The sequence below is a fragment of the Streptomyces cylindrosporus genome (assembly GCF_022698165.1).
Classification (GTDB): Bacteria; Actinomycetota; Actinomycetes; order Streptomycetales; family Streptomycetaceae; genus Streptomyces; species Streptomyces cylindrosporus.
The window spans coordinates 477,927-495,774 of sequence record NZ_JALDAY010000002.1 but is presented as its reverse complement, the minus strand read 5'-3'; the positions used below and the strand labels follow the sequence as shown (position 1 = coordinate 495,774).

At 70.8% G+C, this 17,848-nt stretch carries 16 protein-coding genes; 9 read left to right on the top strand and 7 right to left on the bottom strand.

Annotated features, from left to right (window positions below):
- The first annotated feature begins 78 nt into the window (after positions 1–78).
- From MQP27_RS07350 to MQP27_RS07340, 3 genes are all read left to right on the top strand, one after another.
- A complete protein-coding gene (locus tag MQP27_RS07350; RefSeq protein ID WP_242762431.1) occupies positions 79–3,123 on the top strand; it encodes an alpha-mannosidase in 3,045 nt (1,014 codons plus the stop codon).
- Positions 3,124–3,127: 4 nt separating this feature from the next.
- Positions 3,128–4,378, top strand: coding sequence for an alpha-L-fucosidase (locus tag MQP27_RS07345; RefSeq protein WP_242762429.1), 1,251 nt, complete (start codon positions 3,128–3,130; stop codon positions 4,376–4,378).
- Positions 4,379–4,545: 167 nt separating this feature from the next.
- Positions 4,546–5,436: a sulfotransferase family protein gene (locus tag MQP27_RS07340; RefSeq protein WP_242762427.1), complete on the top strand. Its 891-nt coding sequence runs from the start codon at positions 4,546–4,548 to the stop codon at positions 5,434–5,436.
- 34 nt (positions 5,437–5,470) lie between these two features.
- Here MQP27_RS07340 and MQP27_RS07335 read toward each other — a convergent pair whose 3' ends face one another.
- Positions 5,471–7,156, bottom strand: coding sequence for a carbohydrate binding domain-containing protein (locus MQP27_RS07335; RefSeq protein WP_242762425.1), 1,686 nt, complete (start codon positions 7,154–7,156; stop codon positions 5,471–5,473).
- A gap of 139 nt (positions 7,157–7,295) precedes the next feature.
- On the bottom strand, positions 7,296–8,426 hold the full coding sequence (locus tag MQP27_RS07330) for an ATP-grasp domain-containing protein (protein ID WP_242762423.1): 1,131 nt from the start codon (positions 8,424–8,426) through the stop codon (positions 7,296–7,298).
- Positions 8,427–8,710: 284 nt separating this feature from the next.
- On the opposite strand from MQP27_RS07330, the gene MQP27_RS07325 reads away from it, so the two are divergent.
- Together MQP27_RS07325 and MQP27_RS07320 are read left to right on the top strand one after the other, a co-directional pair.
- Positions 8,711–9,571: a metallophosphoesterase family protein gene (locus tag MQP27_RS07325; RefSeq protein ID WP_242762420.1), complete on the top strand. Its 861-nt coding sequence runs from the start codon at positions 8,711–8,713 to the stop codon at positions 9,569–9,571.
- Positions 9,568–10,251, top strand: coding sequence for a 4'-phosphopantetheinyl transferase family protein (locus MQP27_RS07320; protein WP_242762417.1), 684 nt, complete (start codon positions 9,568–9,570; stop codon positions 10,249–10,251). The genes MQP27_RS07325 and MQP27_RS07320 overlap by 4 nt, the downstream gene beginning before the upstream one ends.
- 12 nt (positions 10,252–10,263) lie before the next feature.
- On the opposite strand, the gene MQP27_RS07315 is transcribed toward MQP27_RS07320, so the two are convergent.
- On the bottom strand, positions 10,264–10,491 hold the full coding sequence (locus tag MQP27_RS07315; RefSeq protein ID WP_242762415.1) for a hypothetical protein: 228 nt from the start codon (positions 10,489–10,491) through the stop codon (positions 10,264–10,266).
- A gap of 220 nt (positions 10,492–10,711) precedes the next feature.
- Here MQP27_RS07315 and MQP27_RS07310 point away from each other — a divergent pair, with 220 nt between their 5' ends.
- Positions 10,712–11,731 carry an alpha/beta fold hydrolase gene (locus MQP27_RS07310; protein ID WP_242762412.1) on the top strand — a complete coding sequence of 340 codons (1,020 nt, stop codon included), beginning with the start codon at positions 10,712–10,714 and terminating at the stop codon, positions 11,729–11,731.
- Positions 11,732–11,740: 9 nt separating this feature from the next.
- Here MQP27_RS07310 and MQP27_RS07305 read toward each other — a convergent pair whose 3' ends face one another.
- Both MQP27_RS07305 and MQP27_RS07300 read right to left on the bottom strand, forming a co-directional pair.
- The gene (locus tag MQP27_RS07305) at positions 11,741–12,271 is read right to left on the bottom strand and encodes a toxin-antitoxin system, toxin component (RefSeq protein WP_242763602.1); all 531 of its coding nucleotides are present in this window, start codon (positions 12,269–12,271) and stop codon (positions 11,741–11,743) included.
- A gap of 32 nt (positions 12,272–12,303) precedes the next feature.
- Positions 12,304–12,957, bottom strand: coding sequence for a helix-turn-helix domain-containing protein (locus tag MQP27_RS07300; RefSeq protein WP_242762410.1), 654 nt, complete (start codon positions 12,955–12,957; stop codon positions 12,304–12,306).
- A 240-nt stretch (positions 12,958–13,197) separates the two neighbouring features.
- On the opposite strand from MQP27_RS07300, the gene MQP27_RS07295 reads away from it, so the two are divergent.
- Complete coding sequence (locus MQP27_RS07295) at positions 13,198–13,860, top strand: MmyB family transcriptional regulator (protein ID WP_242762408.1); 663 nt, start codon at positions 13,198–13,200, stop codon at positions 13,858–13,860.
- Between the two features lie 52 nt (positions 13,861–13,912).
- On the opposite strand, the gene MQP27_RS07290 is transcribed toward MQP27_RS07295, so the two are convergent.
- The gene (locus MQP27_RS07290) at positions 13,913–14,695 is read right to left on the bottom strand and encodes a cache domain-containing protein (RefSeq protein WP_242762404.1); all 783 of its coding nucleotides are present in this window, start codon (positions 14,693–14,695) and stop codon (positions 13,913–13,915) included.
- Positions 14,696–14,732: 37 nt separating this feature from the next.
- Positions 14,733–15,458, bottom strand: a complete 726-nt coding sequence (locus MQP27_RS07285) for a FadR/GntR family transcriptional regulator (protein ID WP_278195843.1) — start codon at positions 15,456–15,458, stop codon at positions 14,733–14,735.
- Between the two features lie 128 nt (positions 15,459–15,586).
- Between MQP27_RS07285 and MQP27_RS07280 the strand changes: the two genes are divergently transcribed.
- Complete coding sequence (locus MQP27_RS07280; protein ID WP_242762392.1) at positions 15,587–16,624, top strand: ABC transporter ATP-binding protein; 1,038 nt, start codon at positions 15,587–15,589, stop codon at positions 16,622–16,624.
- A 15-nt stretch (positions 16,625–16,639) separates the two neighbouring features.
- Positions 16,640–17,848, top strand: a complete 1,209-nt coding sequence (locus tag MQP27_RS07275) for an ABC transporter substrate-binding protein (RefSeq protein ID WP_242762390.1) — start codon at positions 16,640–16,642, stop codon at positions 17,846–17,848.

Here is a 17,848-nt window from a genome sequence, read left to right as displayed (position 1 = left end):
CGGCGGAAAGCGCTTTCCGCCCATCCTCCGCCCGCCCCCACCTGCCGCCGCCCTCTCCGCCTCTTCCTGGAGACTTTCATGCACGACGAACGCCGCCGGATCGAGGAGCGCGCCGAGCGCCTCCACAACCAGCGCATCAAGCCCGCGATCTACGCGGCCACCACCCCCTTCACGGTCGAGGCCTGGCAGGCACCGGGCGAGCCGGTCTCCTTCGAGGAGGCCGCGGCCGCCCCGTACGCCCCCTTCGCGATGGACACCCCGTGGGGCCCGCCCTGGGGCACGACCTGGTTCCGGATGAGCGGGCAGGTGCCCGCCGAGTGGGCCGGCAAGCGGGTCGAGGCGGTCATCGACCTCGGCTTCGTCGGCGACTGGCCCGGCAACCAGGCCGAGGCCCTGGTCCACCTCACCGACGGCACCCCACTGAAGGCGGTCAACCCGCTCAACCAGTACGTACGGGTCGCGAACCCCGCGACGGGCGGGGAGCAGGTCGACTACCTGGTCGAGGCGGCCTCCAACCCCGACATCCTCGCCAACGACTTCGCGGCCCCCACCCCGCTCGGCGACGTCCTCACCGCCGGCGACAAGCCCCTGTACACCTTCAGGCGCGCCGACCTCGCCGTCCTCGACGAGGAGGTCTGGCACCTCGACCTCGACCTCCAGGTGCTGCGCGAGCTGATGGTGGAGCTCGGCGAGCACGACCCGCGCCGGCACGAGATCACGCACGCGCTCGACCGGGCCCTGGACCTGCTCGACCTGGACGACGTCTCCGGCTCGGCCGCCGCGGTCCGCGAGGCGCTGAAGCCGGTGCTGTCCAAGCCCGCCAACGCCAGCGCGCACATCATCTCCGGCGTCGGCCACGCGCACATCGACTCGGCCTGGCTGTGGCCGATCCGCGAGACCAAGCGCAAGACGTCCCGCACCTTCTCCAACGTCACGTCCCTGGCCGAGGAGTACGAGGAGTTCATCTTCGCCTGCTCGCAGGCCCAGCAGTACGAGTGGGTGCGCGACAACTACCCGCAGGTGTGGGCCCGCATCCAGGAGTCCGTGAAGAAGGGCCAGTGGGCGCCGGTCGGCGGCATGTGGGTGGAGGCCGACGGCAACCTGCCCGGTGGCGAGGCGGTCGCCCGCCAGCTCATCCACGGCAAGCGCTTCTTCATCGAGCACTTCGGCATCGAGACCAAGGGCGTGTGGCTGCCGGACTCCTTCGGCTACACCGCGGCCTACCCGCAGCTCGCCAAGCTGGCCGGCAACGAGTGGTTCCTCACCCAGAAGATCTCCTGGAACCAGACCAACAAGTTCCCCCACCACACCTTCTGGTGGGAGGGCATCGACGGCACCCGCATCTTCACGCACTTCCCGCCGGTCGACACCTACAACGCCCGCTTCAGCGGCGAGGAGATGTCCCGCGCGGTCCGCAACTACGCCGAGAAGGGCGGCGCCACCCGCTCGCTGGCCCCCTTCGGCTGGGGCGACGGCGGTGGCGGCCCCACCCGCGAGATCATGGAGCGCGCCCGCCGGCTCGCCGACCTGGAGGGCTCGCCCAAGGTCGTCGTCGAGCACCCGGACGACTTCTTCGCCAAGGCCCGCGAGGAGTACCCGGACGCCCCGGTCTGGGTCGGCGAGCTCTACCTGGAGCTGCACCGCGCCACCTACACCTCCCAGGCCCGCACCAAGCAGGGCAACCGCCGCAGCGAACACAAGCTGCGCGAGGCCGAGTTGTGGGCGACGACGGCCGCGCTGCACGCGCCGGGCTACGCCTACCCGTACGAGAAGCTGGACCGGCTGTGGAAGACGGTGCTGCTGCACCAGTTCCACGACATCCTGCCGGGCTCGTCGATCGCCTGGGTGCACCGCGAGGCGGAGGCCGAATACGCGCGTGTGGCAAAGGAGTTGGAGGAGCTGACCGCCGAGGCGGTGTCGGCGCTGGGCGGCGGCACCACCCGCGTCTTCAACACCAGCCCCTTCGACCGCGCCGAGGTCATCCGCACGGCCACCGGTGTCCCGATGTACGTCGAGGTGCCCGCGAGCGGCAGCGCGGCCCTCGCCGCCGAGACGGTGCCGACGCCGGTGACGGTGAGCGGCCGGGTCCTCGACAACGGTCTGGTCCGCGTCGAGGTGGCGGAGGACGGCACGCTCTCCTCGGTACGCGATCTCCGGGCCGCTGGTCGTGAAGTCCTCGCCGACAAGGGCAACCTGCTCCGTCTGCACACCGACCTCCCGAACTACTGGGACGCCTGGGACGTCGACAAGCACTACAAGAACCGCTACACCGACCTGCTGGACGCCTCCGAGATCACGGTCGTCGACGAGGACCCGCTGCTCGGCTCGATCCGCGTCACGCGCTCCTTCGGCAAGGGCTCGAAGATCACCCAGACGATCACCGTGCGCGCGGGCAGCCCCCGGATCGACTTCGAGACGGACATCGACTGGCACGAGGCCGAGAAGTTCCTCAAGGCCGGCTTCCCGGTGGACATCCGCGCCCCGCACTCCTCGGCGGAGATCGCCTACGGTCACATCCAGCGGCCCACGCACACCAACACCAGCTGGGAGGCGGCCCGTTTCGAGGTCTCCGGCCACCGCTGGGTGCACATCGCCGAGCCCGGCTACGGCGTCGCGGTCCTCAACGACTCGACGTACGGCCACGACGTCTCCCGCACGGTCCGCGAGGACGGCGGCACGACCACCACGGTCCGCCTCAGCCTGGTGCGCGCCCCGCGCGTACCGGACCCCGGGGCCGACCAGGGCCGCCACCGCTTCACCTACTCGCTGCTGCCCGGCGCGAGCATCGAGGACGCGGTCGCCGAGGGGTACGCCCTCAACCTGCCGCTGCGGGTGGCCGATTCGGCGGGCGCGCCCGAGCCGGTCGTCTCCGTGGACGGCCAGGGCCTGACCGTCGAGGCGGTCAAGCTCGCGGACGACGCCTCCGGCGATGTCGTCGTACGGCTCTACGAGTCGAGCGGCGGTCGCGCGACCGGCGTACTGCGCACGGGCTTCGCGCTCGCCGGCGCCCAGGTCACCGACCTGCTGGAGCGTCCGCAGGAGGACGCGGAGCTCGTTGACGGCGGTGTCCGCGTCGAGTTGCGGCCCTTCCAGATCCTGACGCTCCGGCTGCGCAGGGGCTGACCCCGTGGCGATGCAACCCTGGTTCACCGACGCCAAGTTGGGGATCTTCGTGCACTGGGGCATCTACGCCGTCGACGGCGTCCAGGAGTCCTGGTCGTTCTACGACGACATCGTGCCGCACGAGCAGTACATGTCCCAGCTGGAGCGCTTCACCGGCGCCGAGTACGACCCGCGCGCCTGGGCGGACCTGTTCGCCCGGGCGGGCGCGAAGTACGCCGTGCTGACGACCCGTCACCACGACGGCGTGGCCCTGTGGGATACGGAGTACGGCGACCTCAACCTCGGCAGGGACTACGTCGGCCCGTACGCCGAGGCCCTGCGCGAGAAGGGCCTCAAGGTCGGCCTCTACTACTCCCACTCCGACTGGAACCACCCCGACTACGCCTCCACGCGCAAGCCGGGCCGCCCACCGGAGCAGGAGGACAACCGCTACTCCGAGGTGGCGGCCGAGGACGAGGACCTGGCGGCCTGGGAGCGGTTCATCGCCTACCGGGACGGTCAGATCAGGGAGCTGGCCTCCCGCTACCGGCCCGACCTGATGTGGTTCGACGGCGAGTGGGACCGCAGCGAGGCGCAGTGGCGCATCCCCGAACTCGCCGCGCTCATCCGGTCGTTCGTGCCGGACGTGGTGTTCAACGCCCGCATGCTCAGCGAGGGCGACTACGCCACCCCCGAGCAGGGCGCCCCCGTCGTGCCGCCGGACGGCCCCTGGGAGCTGTGCCTGACGATCAACGACTCGTGGGGCTACCAGCACCACGACCACAACCACAAGTCCCTCGCCCAGCTCATCCGGTACTTCACCGAGACCATCGGCGGGGGCGGCAACCTGCTGCTCGACGTCGGCCCGATGGAGGACGGCACCGTCCCGCAGCCGCAGGTCGAGCGCCTGGAAGGGCTGGGGGAGTGGATCCGCAAGCACGCGGAGAGCGTGTACGGGACGGTGCGCGGGCTGCCGGCCGGGCACCACTACGGGCCGAGCACCCTCTCCGCCGACCGGCGCACCCTCTACCTCACCCTGTTCGACATCCCGCGCGCCGAGATCGGGGTGCGGGGCCTGGCGACCAAGGTCAGCCGGGTGAGCGTGCTCGGCAGCGGCACGGAGCTCGCGCACCGGGTCGTGGGCGGGCTGCACGAGGCGGTCGGCGTGGTGTGGATCGACCCGCCCGCGCAGGCCGACCTGGACCCGTACGCCACGGTGCTCAAGGTCGAGCTGGACGGGGAGCTGGAGCTGTACCGGGGAGCGGGCCGGTTCTGAGCCCGCTCACAGGCTGCCCGATTCCCATCGAGAATTAAGAAAACGGTAAGTCCCCTGGTCGCGGCCCAGTTCCGGGCGGCCGCGACCAGGGGCGTTCTTTTCCCGGACACCTGGAGTTCGTCTTCCACCCCTGTGATGCCGCCGAAAGACGAGAGAAAGGTGCCAGCGTGCGTGAGCCGCGTATGTCCGCGATCGGCAAGGGACTCAAGCGTCGGGGGAGGCTCATGGCGCAGGCGGTGAGCCCGCCGCGCCGCACGCTGGACGCCGTGCCGTCGCCGCGTACGTCGAGGATGTCGTACGGCACGTCGAAGTCGTCGTACACCGCCCCGCCCGCTCCGCGTCTGGTGGAGTCGCCGGTCTTCGTGCTGTCCTCCGTGCGTTCCGGCTCGACGCTGCTGCGGGTCCTGCTGAACAGCCACAGCCGTATCCGTGCCCCGCACGAGATGCATCTGCGCACCCTGCACGTGGACATGTCCCGCTCGTTCACCCCGGCGGCCATGGAGGCGCTCGAACTCGACAAGACCGAGCTGGAACACATGCTGTGGGACCGGGTGCTGCACCTGGAGCTCACCCGCAGCGGCAAGGACGTCATCGTCGACAAGACACCGCCGAACACCCTCATCTGGCCGCGTCTGCACCGATGTTGGCCCGGCGCCCGCTACATCCTGCTGCTGCGTCACCCGGGCGCGGTCATCGCCTCCCTGACCGACCGCCGCAAGGACCCCGACCACGAGGCCATCCGCGCCGAGGTCCTGCGCTACGCCGAGAAGCTGGAGGAGGCCCGGCAGAGCCTGGACGTCCACGTGGTCACCTACGAGGAGCTCACCGCCGACCCGGAGCGCACGACCCGAGCCCTGTGCGCCTACCTCGGCGTCGACTGGGAGCCCGCGATGCTCGACTACGGCAGCAAGGACCACGGCACCTTCCGCCCCCAGCTCGGCGACTGGTCCAGCACCATCAAGTCGGGCCGCGTCCAGCCCGCCCGCGGCGCCGACGAGACCACCGAACTCCCGCCGCGTCTCGCGGAGTTGGCGAAGGCGTGGGGCTACCCGGTCTGAGCGGGCGACCCCACGCCTGCGTCCGTCGTACGGCTCAGCCGGTGAAGCCGGCCGTGATCGAGGTGAACTGCCAGTTGTTCTGGCTGATGCCGGAGCAGTTGCTCACCACGCCCCCGCCCGCGCACGGCCGGTCACGGTTGACCGACCAGAAGGCGAGCCGCGCGATGTGGTGGCTGTTGCTCCAGTCCTTGATCTGGGTCCAGATCGCCGGGGTCGTCGTCTCCTGCTGATCGGACAGCCCGTTCATGCCGGAGATGCCGATGTGGGAGTACGCGGTGGCGTCGTCCCACCCGAACGTCGACTTGAGCTTGGTCTTCAGCCCCTCGGCCGCGTTCACGGTGTTGCCGTACATGTCCGAGCCGCCGCCGAAGTCGAACGGCATGATGGTGAAGACGTCGATGTTCGCGCCGAGCGACTGGGCCTGCTCGATGAGCCGGTTGCCGTAGTACGTCGGACCGGTGGTGGAGGTGCCGAAGGTGACGATGGTCTTCAGGCCGGGGTTGTTGGCCTTGACCGTCTTCAGCGCGGTGAGGATCTTCGCCTGTACGGCCTCGTTCTCGAACTCGTCCGTGTTCTCGATGTCCATGTCGATCGCCTTGAGCGAGTAGGCGTCGATCACCTTCTGCAGGGCGCCCGCGAGCGCGCTCGCGGAGGAGCAGTTGGCCCCGAGCTTGCTGCCCTGCCAGCCGCCGAACGACGGCACGATGTCACCGCCGGCCGACCGGATGTTGTTGATGGCCGTCTGGTCGACACCGCCGGTCAGCGCCCGGCTGCCGTCCCAGGCGGGCGTGCAGCCGCCGGAGTCCAGCACGAAGGCCATCGTGAACCACTTGATGCCGGTGGCGCTCATGACGGTGCTCGGGCTCGGCGGATCGCCCCAGCCCTCGTACAGATAGGGCGCGGCCTGCTTGAACCCGCTGCCGCCGCCGGTGCCCGCATCGGTGGTCACGGACACGGAGTTGGAGGCGCCGGAGGTGTTCCCGGCCGCGTCCCGCGCCTTCACCGTGAAGGTGTACGCGGTGCTGGGCGAGAGCCCGCTGACCGTGGCGGACGTGCCGGAGACGCTGAGCACGTTGTTGGAGCCGCTGTAGATGTCGTACGCCGTGACGCCCACGTTGTCCGTGGCGGCGTTCCACTGCAGCGAGACGCTGGACGAGGTCTTGCCGGTGGAGGTCAGACCGGTCGGCGCGGTCGGCGCCTGGGTGTCGGAGCCGCCACCGCCGCCGGGCCCGTCGAGGCTGATGTCGTCGGCCCAGTAGGTCCCCTGGGCGTACCAGCCGTGGACGTAGATGGTGGCGCTGGTCTGGGCGGCACCGGTCGTGAAGGACACGGTCAGCTGGCTGTAGGCCGAGGGGGAGGTGGTCCAGGTGGACGCGCCCCCGTTGACGCCGAGGTACACGTACGAGCCGCGCACCCACCCGCTGAGCGAGTAGGTGGTGTTCGGCTGCACGGCGACGGTCTGGCTGCACTGTGCGTTGTCGCTCGAACTGACCGCCCCCTGAAGGGCCTTGGACCCGCCGTGCACGGGCGAGGAGACGACCGAGCCGAGATTCCCGGTACAGGTCCAGGGGGAGAGGCTGCCCGACTCGAAGCCGGGGTTGGTCAGGATGTTGGCCGCCTGGGCGGTACCCGGAAGGGCGATGGCTCCGGCAAGGGCGAGAGCGGCGGAGCCGAGCAGGGCAAGGAGTCGACGTCTGGAACGTCTGAGTGTGTTGCGCACGCGATCTCCCTGGAGGAATGGGGGTGTTCGGGGAGTGCAGAGAGAAGTGCAGGGGTGCGTAACACAAGTTGGTATGGACCAATCTCGCTGTCAAGGCGAACGGCGGAATTGGTCCATACCGGTGAGTGAAATGTCTTTCCTAAAGCGGCAGTACCTGGGCCGCCACCTCGACGGAGTCGACCGGCGCGGGTGTCGGGACGGCCGGCAGCAGCGCCTCGGCCTCCTCGATCCGCTGCTGCGGAAGCGAGATCGCCCGAAGCGGCCGCGGCCCGGAGACCACCGTGTAGTCCTGCCCCAGGAACGGCGGGACCATCTCCCCGGGGTCCTCCCCGAGCGCCAACTGCACAGCGGCCCAAGGCGCGTTGACCCCGCACAGCGACAGTTGGTGCAGTCCGCCCGCGGGCCGCGTGTTGACGTCCATCAGCACCGGGGTGTCCCCGAACATCCGGAACTGGATGTTGGACAGGTAGTGCAGCCCGAACCCCTCGGCGATCCGCCGCGCCGGCTCCAGCCACTGCTCGTGCAGCGTGAACCCGCGCCGCCGCCCGTTCTTGGTCCGTCCCACGGCCAGCCGCAGCCGGTTGTCGGGCCCGGTCAGGCAGTCCACCGACACCTCCGGCTGCTCCAGCCGCGGCATCACGATCCAGTCGACCGGCTCGTCGCTCTCCTTGAGCGCCGTCAGCACCAGGTCCATCGGCACGTACGGGCTCGGGAAGCCGTTGAGATGCATCATCGAGAAGGGCGCACGCGTGATCACCCGGAAGCCGACCCCGCCCGCACCGGACGCCGGCTTGAAGCACGCCTTGTGCCCTCCGGCCTCCAACTCCTCGACGGCGGCGACGAGTTCGTCGGCGGACCGCACCCGCCACCACGGCGGCACCGGCACCCCGATCGCCTGCACGGCCTCGTAGGCGATCACCTTGTCCTCGAAGACGGCGACGCCCTCGGGCGGCGGCGCGAGCAGGGCCGTACCGACGGCCTCGAACTCCGCGCGGTGCGCCACGATCGCCGACTGGTGCAGCCGCGGCACGAACACGTCGATGCGGCGCCGCTCGCACTGGGCGAGCGCGAACTCCACGTACGCGGCCGGGGAAAGACCCTCCGGCTCCAGCTCGGCGGTGTCGGCGGCGGCCAGCACGGGCGAGTCGGCGTCCCCGTGTGTCGCATGGATCTCCACCGCCCGATCGCTGGGATTTCGGCGTAGCTGATCCATGAAGAACACGTTCTCCGCGTACGTGCGGTTGAGCCAGACGCGTACGCGAGAGACCATGCAGGGCCGTCCTTTCAAGGTTCGCGGGCAGGGCAAAGCAAGCCCGTGCCCGGGCAGGGGAGTTGGAGGGTCGCCAAAAAGCCCCTGTGAAGGGGAGCTCGTAGCGGTGGTGTTGGGGCGATCATACGGCTTTCGAGGGGCCCGCGTGCAACGTACGTGTTACGGATTCCCCGGCCTCAGGTGCCGGTCCCGCGCCGCCCGTCCGGTGCCGCCTTGTCCGGGCGGCACGGATATGTTGTCGTGGTGGCGACCGGATGCGCGTGGGAGTGCGGAGGGGGCGACAGGTGACGTCGACGGCCGGTGGTGCCGGACAGCTGCTGGCCATCAGCGACCTCCACATCGGATACCCCGAGAACCGCGCCCTCGTGGAGGCGATGCGCCCCGACGGCGACGAGGACTGGCTGCTCGTCGCCGGCGACGTCGCGGAGACCGTGTCCGACATCCGCTGGGCCCTGAAGACCCTCGCGGGCCGCTTCGCCCAGGTGGTCTGGGTGCCGGGCAACCACGAGCTGTGGACCCACCCCAGGGACCCCGTCACCCTGCGCGGCGTCGCCCGCTACGAGCACCTCGTCGACATGTGCCGCGACCTGGGCGTCCTCACCCCCGAGGACCCGTACCCGGTCTGGGACGGCCCCGGCGGCCCGGTGGCCGTCGCCCCGCTGTTCCTGCTCTACGACTACTCCTTCCTGCCGTCCGGCTGTGTCACCAAGGCGCAGGGGCTGGAGTACGCGCACGGCACCGGGATCGTCTGCAACGACGAGTTCCTGCTGCACCCGGACCCCTATCCGTCCCGCGAGTCCTGGTGCCGGGCCCGGGTCGCCGAGACCGAGCGCAGACTCGCCGCGCTGCCCGAGGACCTGCCGACCGTGCTCGTCAACCACTACCCGCTGGACCGGCACCCCTGCGACATCCTGTGGCACCCCGAGTTCGCCATGTGGTGCGGCACGGAACTGACGGCCGACTGGCACCGCCGCTTCCGCGTGGAGACCATGGTCTACGGCCACCTCCACATCCCGCGGACCACCTGGCACGAGGGCGTCCGCTTCGAGGAGGTGTCCGTCGGCTACCCGCGCGAGTGGAGCAAGCGCCCGCAGCCGCCGGGGAGACTGCGTCGCATCCTGCCGAAGGAGGTCGGGGACGGGTGATCGAGGAGCTGCTGCCGCACGAGGTGGTGGCCGTGGAGGTGCACGGCGACGACGGGACCGAGCCCGCGCCGCTGTACCCCGGGGAGGCCGAGGTCGTCGCGCAGGCCGTGGAGAAGCGACGCCGCGAGTTCGCCCTCGTGCGCGCCTGCGCCCGCCGCGCCATGGAGAAGCTCGGCGTGCCCCCACAGCCCCTGCTGCCCGGCGAGCGCGGCGCACCCGGCTGGCCCGCCGGCCTGGCCGGCAGCATGACCCACTGCGACGGCTACTGCGCCGCCGCCCTGGTCCGCACCCGTGACCTGGCCTCCCTCGGCATCGACGCCGAACCCCACGGGCCGCTCCCCGAGGGCGTCCTGGACGCCGTGTCCCTGCCCGCCGAGGGCGCGCGGCTGCGCCGGCTGGCCGTGGACCACCCCGAGGTGCACTGGGACCGGCTGCTGTTCAGCGCCAAGGAGTCGGTCTACAAGGCGTGGTTCCCGCTCACCGGCCAGTGGCTGGAGTTCACCGAGGCCGACATCGAGGTCTCCGTCGACCCCGGCGAGCGCCTGCACGGCGCCTTCCGCGCCGAACTCCTCGTCCCCGGGCCGGTGGTGGGCGGCCGTCGGCTCGGGCACTTCGAGGGCCGCTGGACGGTCCAGCGGGGGCTGGTGGCGACGGCGGTCACCGTGCCGCACACCACCTGACCCCATCGGGCGTCACGGCTCCGGGCACCAGCTCTGCAGCAGCCGGAAGAACTCCTCCTCGTTCCCCGTCAGGCCGGCCGCGGCCAGGGCCTGTTCCGCCTCCGCCAGCACGGCGGGCGGCACCACGGGTGGTCGGGCGTCTCCCGGCGGACCGTCGAAGGCGGCTCGTACGGTGTGCAAAAGGCGCAGGTAGGCCTGTACGGCGGTGCGCTCGCGGTCGGTCAGTACGGCTGTCGGCATCGGTCGGCTCTCCCCGCGTCGGCTGGTCGGTCACGCCCCGCACAGAGGGGCGCAACTCCAGCTTGCCGTCCACCACTGACAATCGGGTCCGGGCACCTGCCCTTTCGCCCGCTTAGCGGAGGCGAAACGTCCTCGAAATCCCTTGTGGGAAAGCCGTCCTACGCTGGAGGGCAAGGGCTTTCGGCAGCTGCCGAGCGGCCGGGGAAGGGGTGAGGCGAGCGTGGTCGAAGGACCTCGACGGCGTCCGGTGCGGGCGGTACGGCTGCGCCCGGTGGGCGACGGCGAACTGGAGTTGCAGTACCGCGTGGTGCACGGCTACCGCCGCGCGTTCCGCATGGCCGGCGAGGGCCCCGCGCTGGTCCTCATCCACGGCATCGGCGACTCGTCCGCGACCTGGGCCGAACTGATCCCCGACCTCGCCCGCACGCACACCGTCATCGCCCCCGACCTGCTCGGCCACGGCCACTCCGACAAGCCGCGCGCCGACTACTCGGTGGCCGCCTACGCCAACGGCGTGCGGGACCTGCTCACCACGCTCGGCATCGAGTCGGCGACCCTGGTCGGGCACTCGCTGGGCGGGGGAGTGGCCATGCAGTTCGCGTACCAGTTCCCCGAGCGCACCGAGCGGCTCATCCTCGTCAGCGCGGGCGGGGTGGGACGCGAGGTGAATCCCGTACTGCGCCTGGTGTCGCTGCCGGGGGCGCATCTCGTGCTGTCCTCGCTGCGGTTGCCGGGGATGCGGACACAGGTGGGGCTCGCGGTACGGCTGATGAAGCTCCTCGACACCGACCTCGGCCAGGACGCCCCGGAGTTGGTCAACCTCGTGGACGCCCTGCCGGACGAGACCTCCCGCAACGCCTTCATCCGCACCCTGCGCGCCGTCGTCGACTGGCGGGGCCAGGTCGTCACCATGCTGGACCGCTGCTATCTGACCGAGGGCATGCCGACCATGCTGCTGTGGGGCGACCGGGACAGCGTGGTGCCGGTACGGCACGCCTTCGGGGCGCACGAGGCGATGCCGGGCAGCCGGCTGGAGATCTTCGAGGGGGCCGGACACTTCCCGTTCCACACCGACCCGGCGCGCTTCGTCGCCCTGGTCGAGGAGTTCACGGCGAGCACCGATCCCGCGGACTGGAGCCGGGAACACTGGCGCGACCTGCTCGTGGAAGGCCCCGACACGTCCCGCACCCGGACGGTGGAACGGGACCTGAGGGAGGCGAGCGAACGCAGCGCCACGTGAGGGACGCGGTCAGCCCTGCGGTCCCAGATACCCCAGCGACGCCTCGATGCGGCCCGCCAGATGATCCCGCGGCACCGGGCCCCGCTGCCCCGAACCCGCCAGCCAGGTACGGCACCTGCTCGCCAGGAGCAGGCCGAAGGCCTCGGCATCCTTCTCCTCGGCCAGGGCGAAGTGGGTGCGCGCGGCCACCGCGCGCACCGTGGCCCGCAGGTCGGCCTCGTCGTCCAGGAGCCGGGCCGCCACCTTCGTACCCTCGACGTGGTGGCCGCAGTGGCCCGCCTGCATGTGCCACAGCTCGTGGCCCAGGATCACCAACTGGTGGTCGGGGGCCGTGCGTTCCTCGATCACGACCAGGTCCTGGTCGGCCATGTCCAGCCACAGGCCGCTCGCCGTGTCCGGCGGGAAGGCGGCCGTGCGGAAGTGGACCGGGCGGGCGCGGCGCCGGCCCATGGCCGCGCACAGGGCGCCGTACAGGTCCGTGGGCGCGGCCGGCACCGGGAGGGTGAGTTCCGCGACCAACTCGCCGCACAGGCGGCGCATTTCCCTGCCGATGCCCACAGTTCTCCCCCGGCTCACGACTCGGGCCGCTTGACGCTCTCCAGGAGCATGTCCAGCCACTCCGCCACCTTGTCGCGGTGCTGGTCGGTGGGCAGCTGGGCGGCCCGCCAGGCGATGCCCCGGACGCCGTGGTCCTGCAGCAGCCTCTCCAGCGGGTCCTCGGCCGCCCCGGCCTCCTCCCGCTCGGCGAGCTTCTGGAGCAGCTCCTGCTCGGTGCTCTGCAGGGTGCCCGTGAGGGCCTCGGGGTCCTCGGCCGTCAGGAAGCCCGCGTGCACGCGGAAGAAGCGCTGGATGGCGTCGCAGTGCTCCATCGTGGGCCGCCGGTCGCCGTTGATCAGCGCGCCCGCCTGCTGGCGGGACATGCCCGCGCCGTCGGCGATCTCCTGCTGCGTGTACTTGCGGCCGTTGGGCTTCAGCCGGGTGCGCCGGAGCAGGTCCAGGCGCTGCAGGAAACGGGCCTGCACGTCGGGCTCACCGGCGGGACGGCCGCGCAGGAGCGCCTTGACGACCGGTTCCGGGACGCCCGAGGCGGCCGACAGCCGGGCCGTGTCGAAGACCTCCGCGTGCGGCACGCCCAGGCGGTCGGCGAGCGCGGTGACGCGAGCGACGACGGCCGACAGCGCGGCGGGCGTCGCCGTGGTGCCCGGACTCTCGAAGCCATCCGTCACCGACAGATCTCCTACGTATCTCACTGGCCTACGTATCTCACAGGCTTCTCACAAGCGGTTGCCGTGAACTCGACGGAGATTACCGGTTGGTTCGAACTCACATCCAGACGTCGCCACAACTGTGGCCAATTTCAGCCGTCAACAGGCACGGAATGCCACGATAGTTGACACAACTCGCGTCCGGGCCGCAGGATCAAGGCGCCGCGTGAAGGCCGCATAGGCAAGAGGGGTGACCTCCCGATGGCGTTTCAGGCAGGAGGGCAGCGACCGGCACCGCGGCCCGTCCCCGAGAGTCCCGAGGCCCAGGCGTATCTGCAGGACTACGCCGCCCTCCTGGAGGCCGTACCTTTCCCGTCCGTCGTCCTCGACCACCGCTGGGACGTCGTTCTCTCCAACAACGCTTTCGCGTCACTTTTCCGTACGGTCGGCCCTCATCCCACGGCCATGCCCGGTGAGAACTTCCTGAGATTCGTCCTCTTCCACCCGGACGCCGGGACCGTGCTCGGCGAGCACGAGTCGAGCTGGTGCCTGCCGATGCTGGCCCACTTCTCCGCCGCCGTCGAGCGGTACGGCCACGACCACGGGCTCCAGGCCATCCGGCGGGAGATCGCCCAGGACCCGATCATGGAGGCCGCCTACCGGCAGGGCCTGCCGCACTGGATCCGGGTGATGGGCGAGCAGGCGGTCGAACACGACGGCGCCGTACGGCCTCTGGTGCACCCCGATCCGCGATGGGGTGCCACCGACTGCCGGGTCGTGGACGAGACGCCGCGGACACTGCGGGACATGGGATACACACGGATGACGCTGGTGCTGCGGGAGGCGCGCCGCGAGCGGCCCCGGGCCCGCTCGGCACGCCTCGCGGGCTCGCACCTGAAGGTGGTGCCGGCCTCCGAGGCCTGACCTGGCCCCGCCGGCGTTCAGGTCGCCGACGGTGCCACGTCAGCAAGCCCGGTCAGCCGGCCGCCGTGACGAGGACGAGCGGGACGCCCCGGCAGGGGATCAGCCGCGTCCCGTCGTGCCGGGCGGGCCGCCCCCGCTCCAGTACGGCGCCGAAGTCCGGTCCCTTGGTGAGGGACCCGGCGAGGTGCGCCGGGTCGGCCGAAGCCGCCACCCTTCCGCGGGCGTTGACCAGATGGGCCGGTCCGGGCAGCCGGCGCAGCAGGGGCAGCGCGGCCGCCTCGAAGTGGCGCAGGTAGACGTCCGCCGCGGCCACTCCCGCGAACCGGCCCGCCACCTCGACCGGCGCCGAGAGGGTGAGGCTGTACTCGTCCGAGCATAGGTAGTCGACGTACGGCCCGGCGACCGCTCGCTCACCGGTGTCGCGGGGCAGCGCGAACCAGTCCCAGTGCGTGTAGTCCGAGTACGCCGACTGGTTCGGATCCAGGTCGAGCAGCAGCGGTCGTACGCCACCCTCGGCGGTGGTCTGCCACCACTCCAGCCACGCCGGTACGTCGGTCAGCAGCCCGGGCGCGGCGACGAAGCCGACGCCGGACACCAACTCCTGCCGGGCCAGCCGCAGATGTAGGCCGGGACGCAGCGCCGCGAGGTCCACGGTCGCGGGCCGGCGGCGCTCCGCGGCCACTCGCGCGAGCAGGGCCGCCGTATCGGCCCGGGTCTCGGCGACGGCCTCGAACACCGCCTCCAGGGCGCCGCCGACCTGTGCCGCCACCTGCTCCTCGACGGACGCGACGAGCGTCGTGGTCGCCGCGGGGACGAGGCCGGGGCTGCTGCGCATGGCGCCCTCCAGCGGACGGAACCGGGCGCGGTGCGGTTCAGAGGGTGAGGCGCAGCGCGATCAGCCGTGCCGTCGACTCCTGGACGCACCGCTCGGCCAGCTCCCTGGCCGATGTGTGGGCCCCATCCTGCACGGCCGAGATTACGGACCGGTGACGGTCCGCCACCTCTTCACGATATTCGTCGTCCCCGAGCACAAGGCAGAGCAGCGCCCCGACCTCCGTCTGCAGCGCCACCTGCTCCCGGGTGAGCCGCGCCGACTGGGCCGCCGCGGCCAGCTCCACATGGAAGCGCCCGTATACGCGACTGCACGCCGCGGCGTCCTCCGCGTGCGTCAACTCCTCTGCCGTACGCCTGAGTTGTACGAGGTCGTCCGGCTCCGTGCGCTCGGCGGCGAGGCGGGCCGCCGTACCGGACAGGGCGGCCCAGTGGTCGCCGAGGTCGCGCAGTTCCTCGGGGCTCCAGCCGCGCAGGCGGACCTTGAGGCGCTCCTCGCCGGGGACCTCCGGGAGGGAGACGAAGGAGCCGCCGCCGCGGCCCCGCCGGGTGGTGACCAGACCCTGCTGGCGCAGCGCCATCAGGGCCTCGCGCAGGGTCACGGTGGACACGCCCAGCTGGCCGGCCAGCTCGCTCTCGCCGGGCAGCTGCTCCCCGTCGGCGAGCAGGCCGAGCTCGATGGCGTCGCCGATGCGGCGGACCACCGCGTCGACGCGCGCGCGGTTGTCCACCGGGGCGAAGACGGCTCTGCGGGCGCCGCCGTCCATCTGCTGCTGCTTCACGGCCACCACCTTGTGCGTTGACTCAAGCTTTACCCTAAGGGGGCCTTGAGCTTTGAACTATGACTTCATATCTTTCCGTGCAACGTAAGAGAGCGCCAGAAAGGTTCCCGCCCATGGAGGGAATTGCGATCCGGCTGCAGGACCTGCGGAAGTCGTTCGGGGAGACGACCGCGGTGGCCGGGATCGACCTGGAGATCAGGGACGGGGAGTTCTTCTCCATGCTCGGCCCCTCGGGCTCGGGCAAGACCACCGTGCTGCGGATGATCGCCGGGTTCGAGACGCCGACGGAGGGCCGGATCGAGCTCGCCGGACAGGACGTCACCGGGCTCGCGCCCTTCGAGCGGGACGTGCACACCGTCTTCCAGGACTACGCCCTGTTCCCGCACATGACCGTCGAGCAGAACGTCGCCTACCCCCTCAGGGTCCGCAAGGTCCCCAAGGCGCAGCGGCTGGTGCGCGCCCGCAAGGCACTCACCGAGGTGCGCCTGGAGGGCTACGGCAAGCGCAGGCCCGCCCAGCTCTCCGGCGGCCAGCGCCAGCGCGTCGCCCTCGCCCGCGCCCTGGTCGGCCGCCCCCGCGTGCTGCTCCTGGACGAACCGCTCGGCGCCCTCGACCTCAAGCTGCGCGAGCAGATGCAGGTCGAGCTCAAGGCCCTGCAACGCGAGGTCGGCATCACCTTCGTCTTCGTCACCCACGACCAGGAGGAGGCCCTGACGATGAGCGACCGCATCGCCGTCTTCGACCAGGGCCGCATCCAGCAGGTCGGTACCCCCGCCGAGATCTACGAACGCCCCGCGACCCCCTTCGTGGCGTCCTTCGTCGGCACCTCCAACCTGCTGGAGGGCGAGTCCGCCCAGCGCGTCGTCGGCACCCCCGGCGTCTACAGCATCCGGCCCGAGAAGATCCGCGTCCTCAAGGAGTCCGCCGAGGCCGACGAGCCGGACCACGCCACCGCCGTCGGCACCGTCGCCGAGGTCGTCTACCTGGGGGACGCCACCCGCTTCCTCGTCGACCTCGACGCCGGCGGCCGCCTCACCGCCCTCCAGCAGAACCTGGAGACCTCCGCCGAGGACGTGGCCGCCTACCGAGGCACCCGGGTGCGCCTGCAGTGGCACCACCGCCACACGATCCAGGTCCCCGACACCCGCTGAAGCCCCCTCACGGTTATGGAGAACGTCGTGCGCATCACCCGAACGTTCCAGGTGGCGGCCGCCGCCGCGCTGCTCCTCGCGGCCACCGCCTGTGGTTCCTCCGGCTCCGGCGGCTCCTCGGCCACCGGCCTCAACCCCCCTGATCTCAAGGCGCAGTCGAAGCTCGGCACGTCCGAGGGCCAGGTCAACCTCATAGCCTGGGCAGGCTACGTCGAGGACGGCTCCAACGACCCCAAGGTCGACTGGGTCACCCCCTTCGAGAAGCAGACCGGCTGCAAGGTCAACTCCAAGGTCGCGGCCAGCTCCGACGAGATGGTCAAGCTGATGAAGACCGGCCAGTACGACGCCGTCTCCGCCTCCGGCGACGCCTCCCTGCGCCTCATCGCCTCCGGCGACGCCGCCCCCGTCAACACCAAGCTCGTCCCCAACTACGCCGACATCTTCAGCGGGTTGAAGAACGGCAGCTGGAACTCGGTCAAGGGGCAGATGTACGGCATCCCGCACGGCCGCGGCGCCAACCTGCTGATGTACAACACCGCGAAGGTCAGCCCGGCGCCCACCTCCTGGTCGGCGGTCTTCGACGACGCGTCGAAGTACAAGGGACATGTGACGGCCTACGACTCGCCGATCTACATCGCGGACGCGGCGCTCTATCTCAAGGCCACCAAGCCCGAGTTGAAGATCAAGGACCCCTACGCGCTCGACCAGAAGCAGTTCGACGCGGCCGTGGCACTGCTGAAGAAGCAGAACGCGGACATCGGCGAGTACTGGAGCGACTACCTGAAGGAGATCTCCGCCTTCAAGAGCGGCGACTCGGTGGTGGGCACGACCTGGCAGGTGATCGCCAACCTGACCGCCGACGAGGGCGTCAAGGTCAAGGCCTTCGTACCCAAGGAGGGTTCGACCGGCTGGTCCGACACCTGGATGCTCTACTCCAAGGCCAAGCACCCCAACTGCGCCTACCAGTGGATGAACTGGATCGTCTCCCCGACGGTCAACGCCCAGGTCGCCGAGTACTTCGGCGAGGCCCCGGCCAACTCCAAGGCCTGCGACCACACCAGCGACAAGACCTTCTGCGAGACCTACCACGCGGCCGACGAGAGCTACTGGAAGAACATCGCCTTCTGGAACACGCCCATCGAGCAGTGCCTCGACGGCCGCACCGACGTGAAGTGCGTGCCGTACGCCAAGTGGGTCCAGGCCTGGACCGAGATCAAGGGCTGA

What these genes read in the sequence shown, in the direction of transcription:
- MQP27_RS07350 (WP_242762431.1), top strand. Translation starts at nt 79, where the DNA reads ATGCACGACGAACGCCGCCGGATCGAGGAGCGCGCCGAGCGCCTCCAC.
- MQP27_RS07330 (WP_242762423.1), bottom strand. Translation starts at nt 8,426, where the DNA reads ATGGTCTCTCGCGTACGCGTCTGGCTCAACCGCACGTACGCGGAGAAC.
- MQP27_RS07315 (WP_242762415.1), bottom strand. Translation starts at nt 10,491, where the DNA reads ATGCCGACAGCCGTACTGACCGACCGCGAGCGCACCGCCGTACAGGCC.
- MQP27_RS07305 (WP_242763602.1), bottom strand. Translation starts at nt 12,271, where the DNA reads ATGCGCCGCCTGTGCGGCGAGTTGGTCGCGGAACTCACCCTCCCGGTG.
- MQP27_RS07295 (WP_242762408.1), top strand. Translation starts at nt 13,198, where the DNA reads ATGGCGTTTCAGGCAGGAGGGCAGCGACCGGCACCGCGGCCCGTCCCC.
- MQP27_RS07290 (WP_242762404.1), bottom strand. Translation starts at nt 14,695, where the DNA reads ATGCGCAGCAGCCCCGGCCTCGTCCCCGCGGCGACCACGACGCTCGTC.
- MQP27_RS07285 (WP_278195843.1), bottom strand. Translation starts at nt 15,458, where the DNA reads ATGGACGGCGGCGCCCGCAGAGCCGTCTTCGCCCCGGTGGACAACCGC.
- MQP27_RS07280 (WP_242762392.1), top strand. Translation starts at nt 15,587, where the DNA reads ATGGAGGGAATTGCGATCCGGCTGCAGGACCTGCGGAAGTCGTTCGGG.
- MQP27_RS07275 (WP_242762390.1), top strand. Translation starts at nt 16,640, where the DNA reads ATGGAGAACGTCGTGCGCATCACCCGAACGTTCCAGGTGGCGGCCGCC.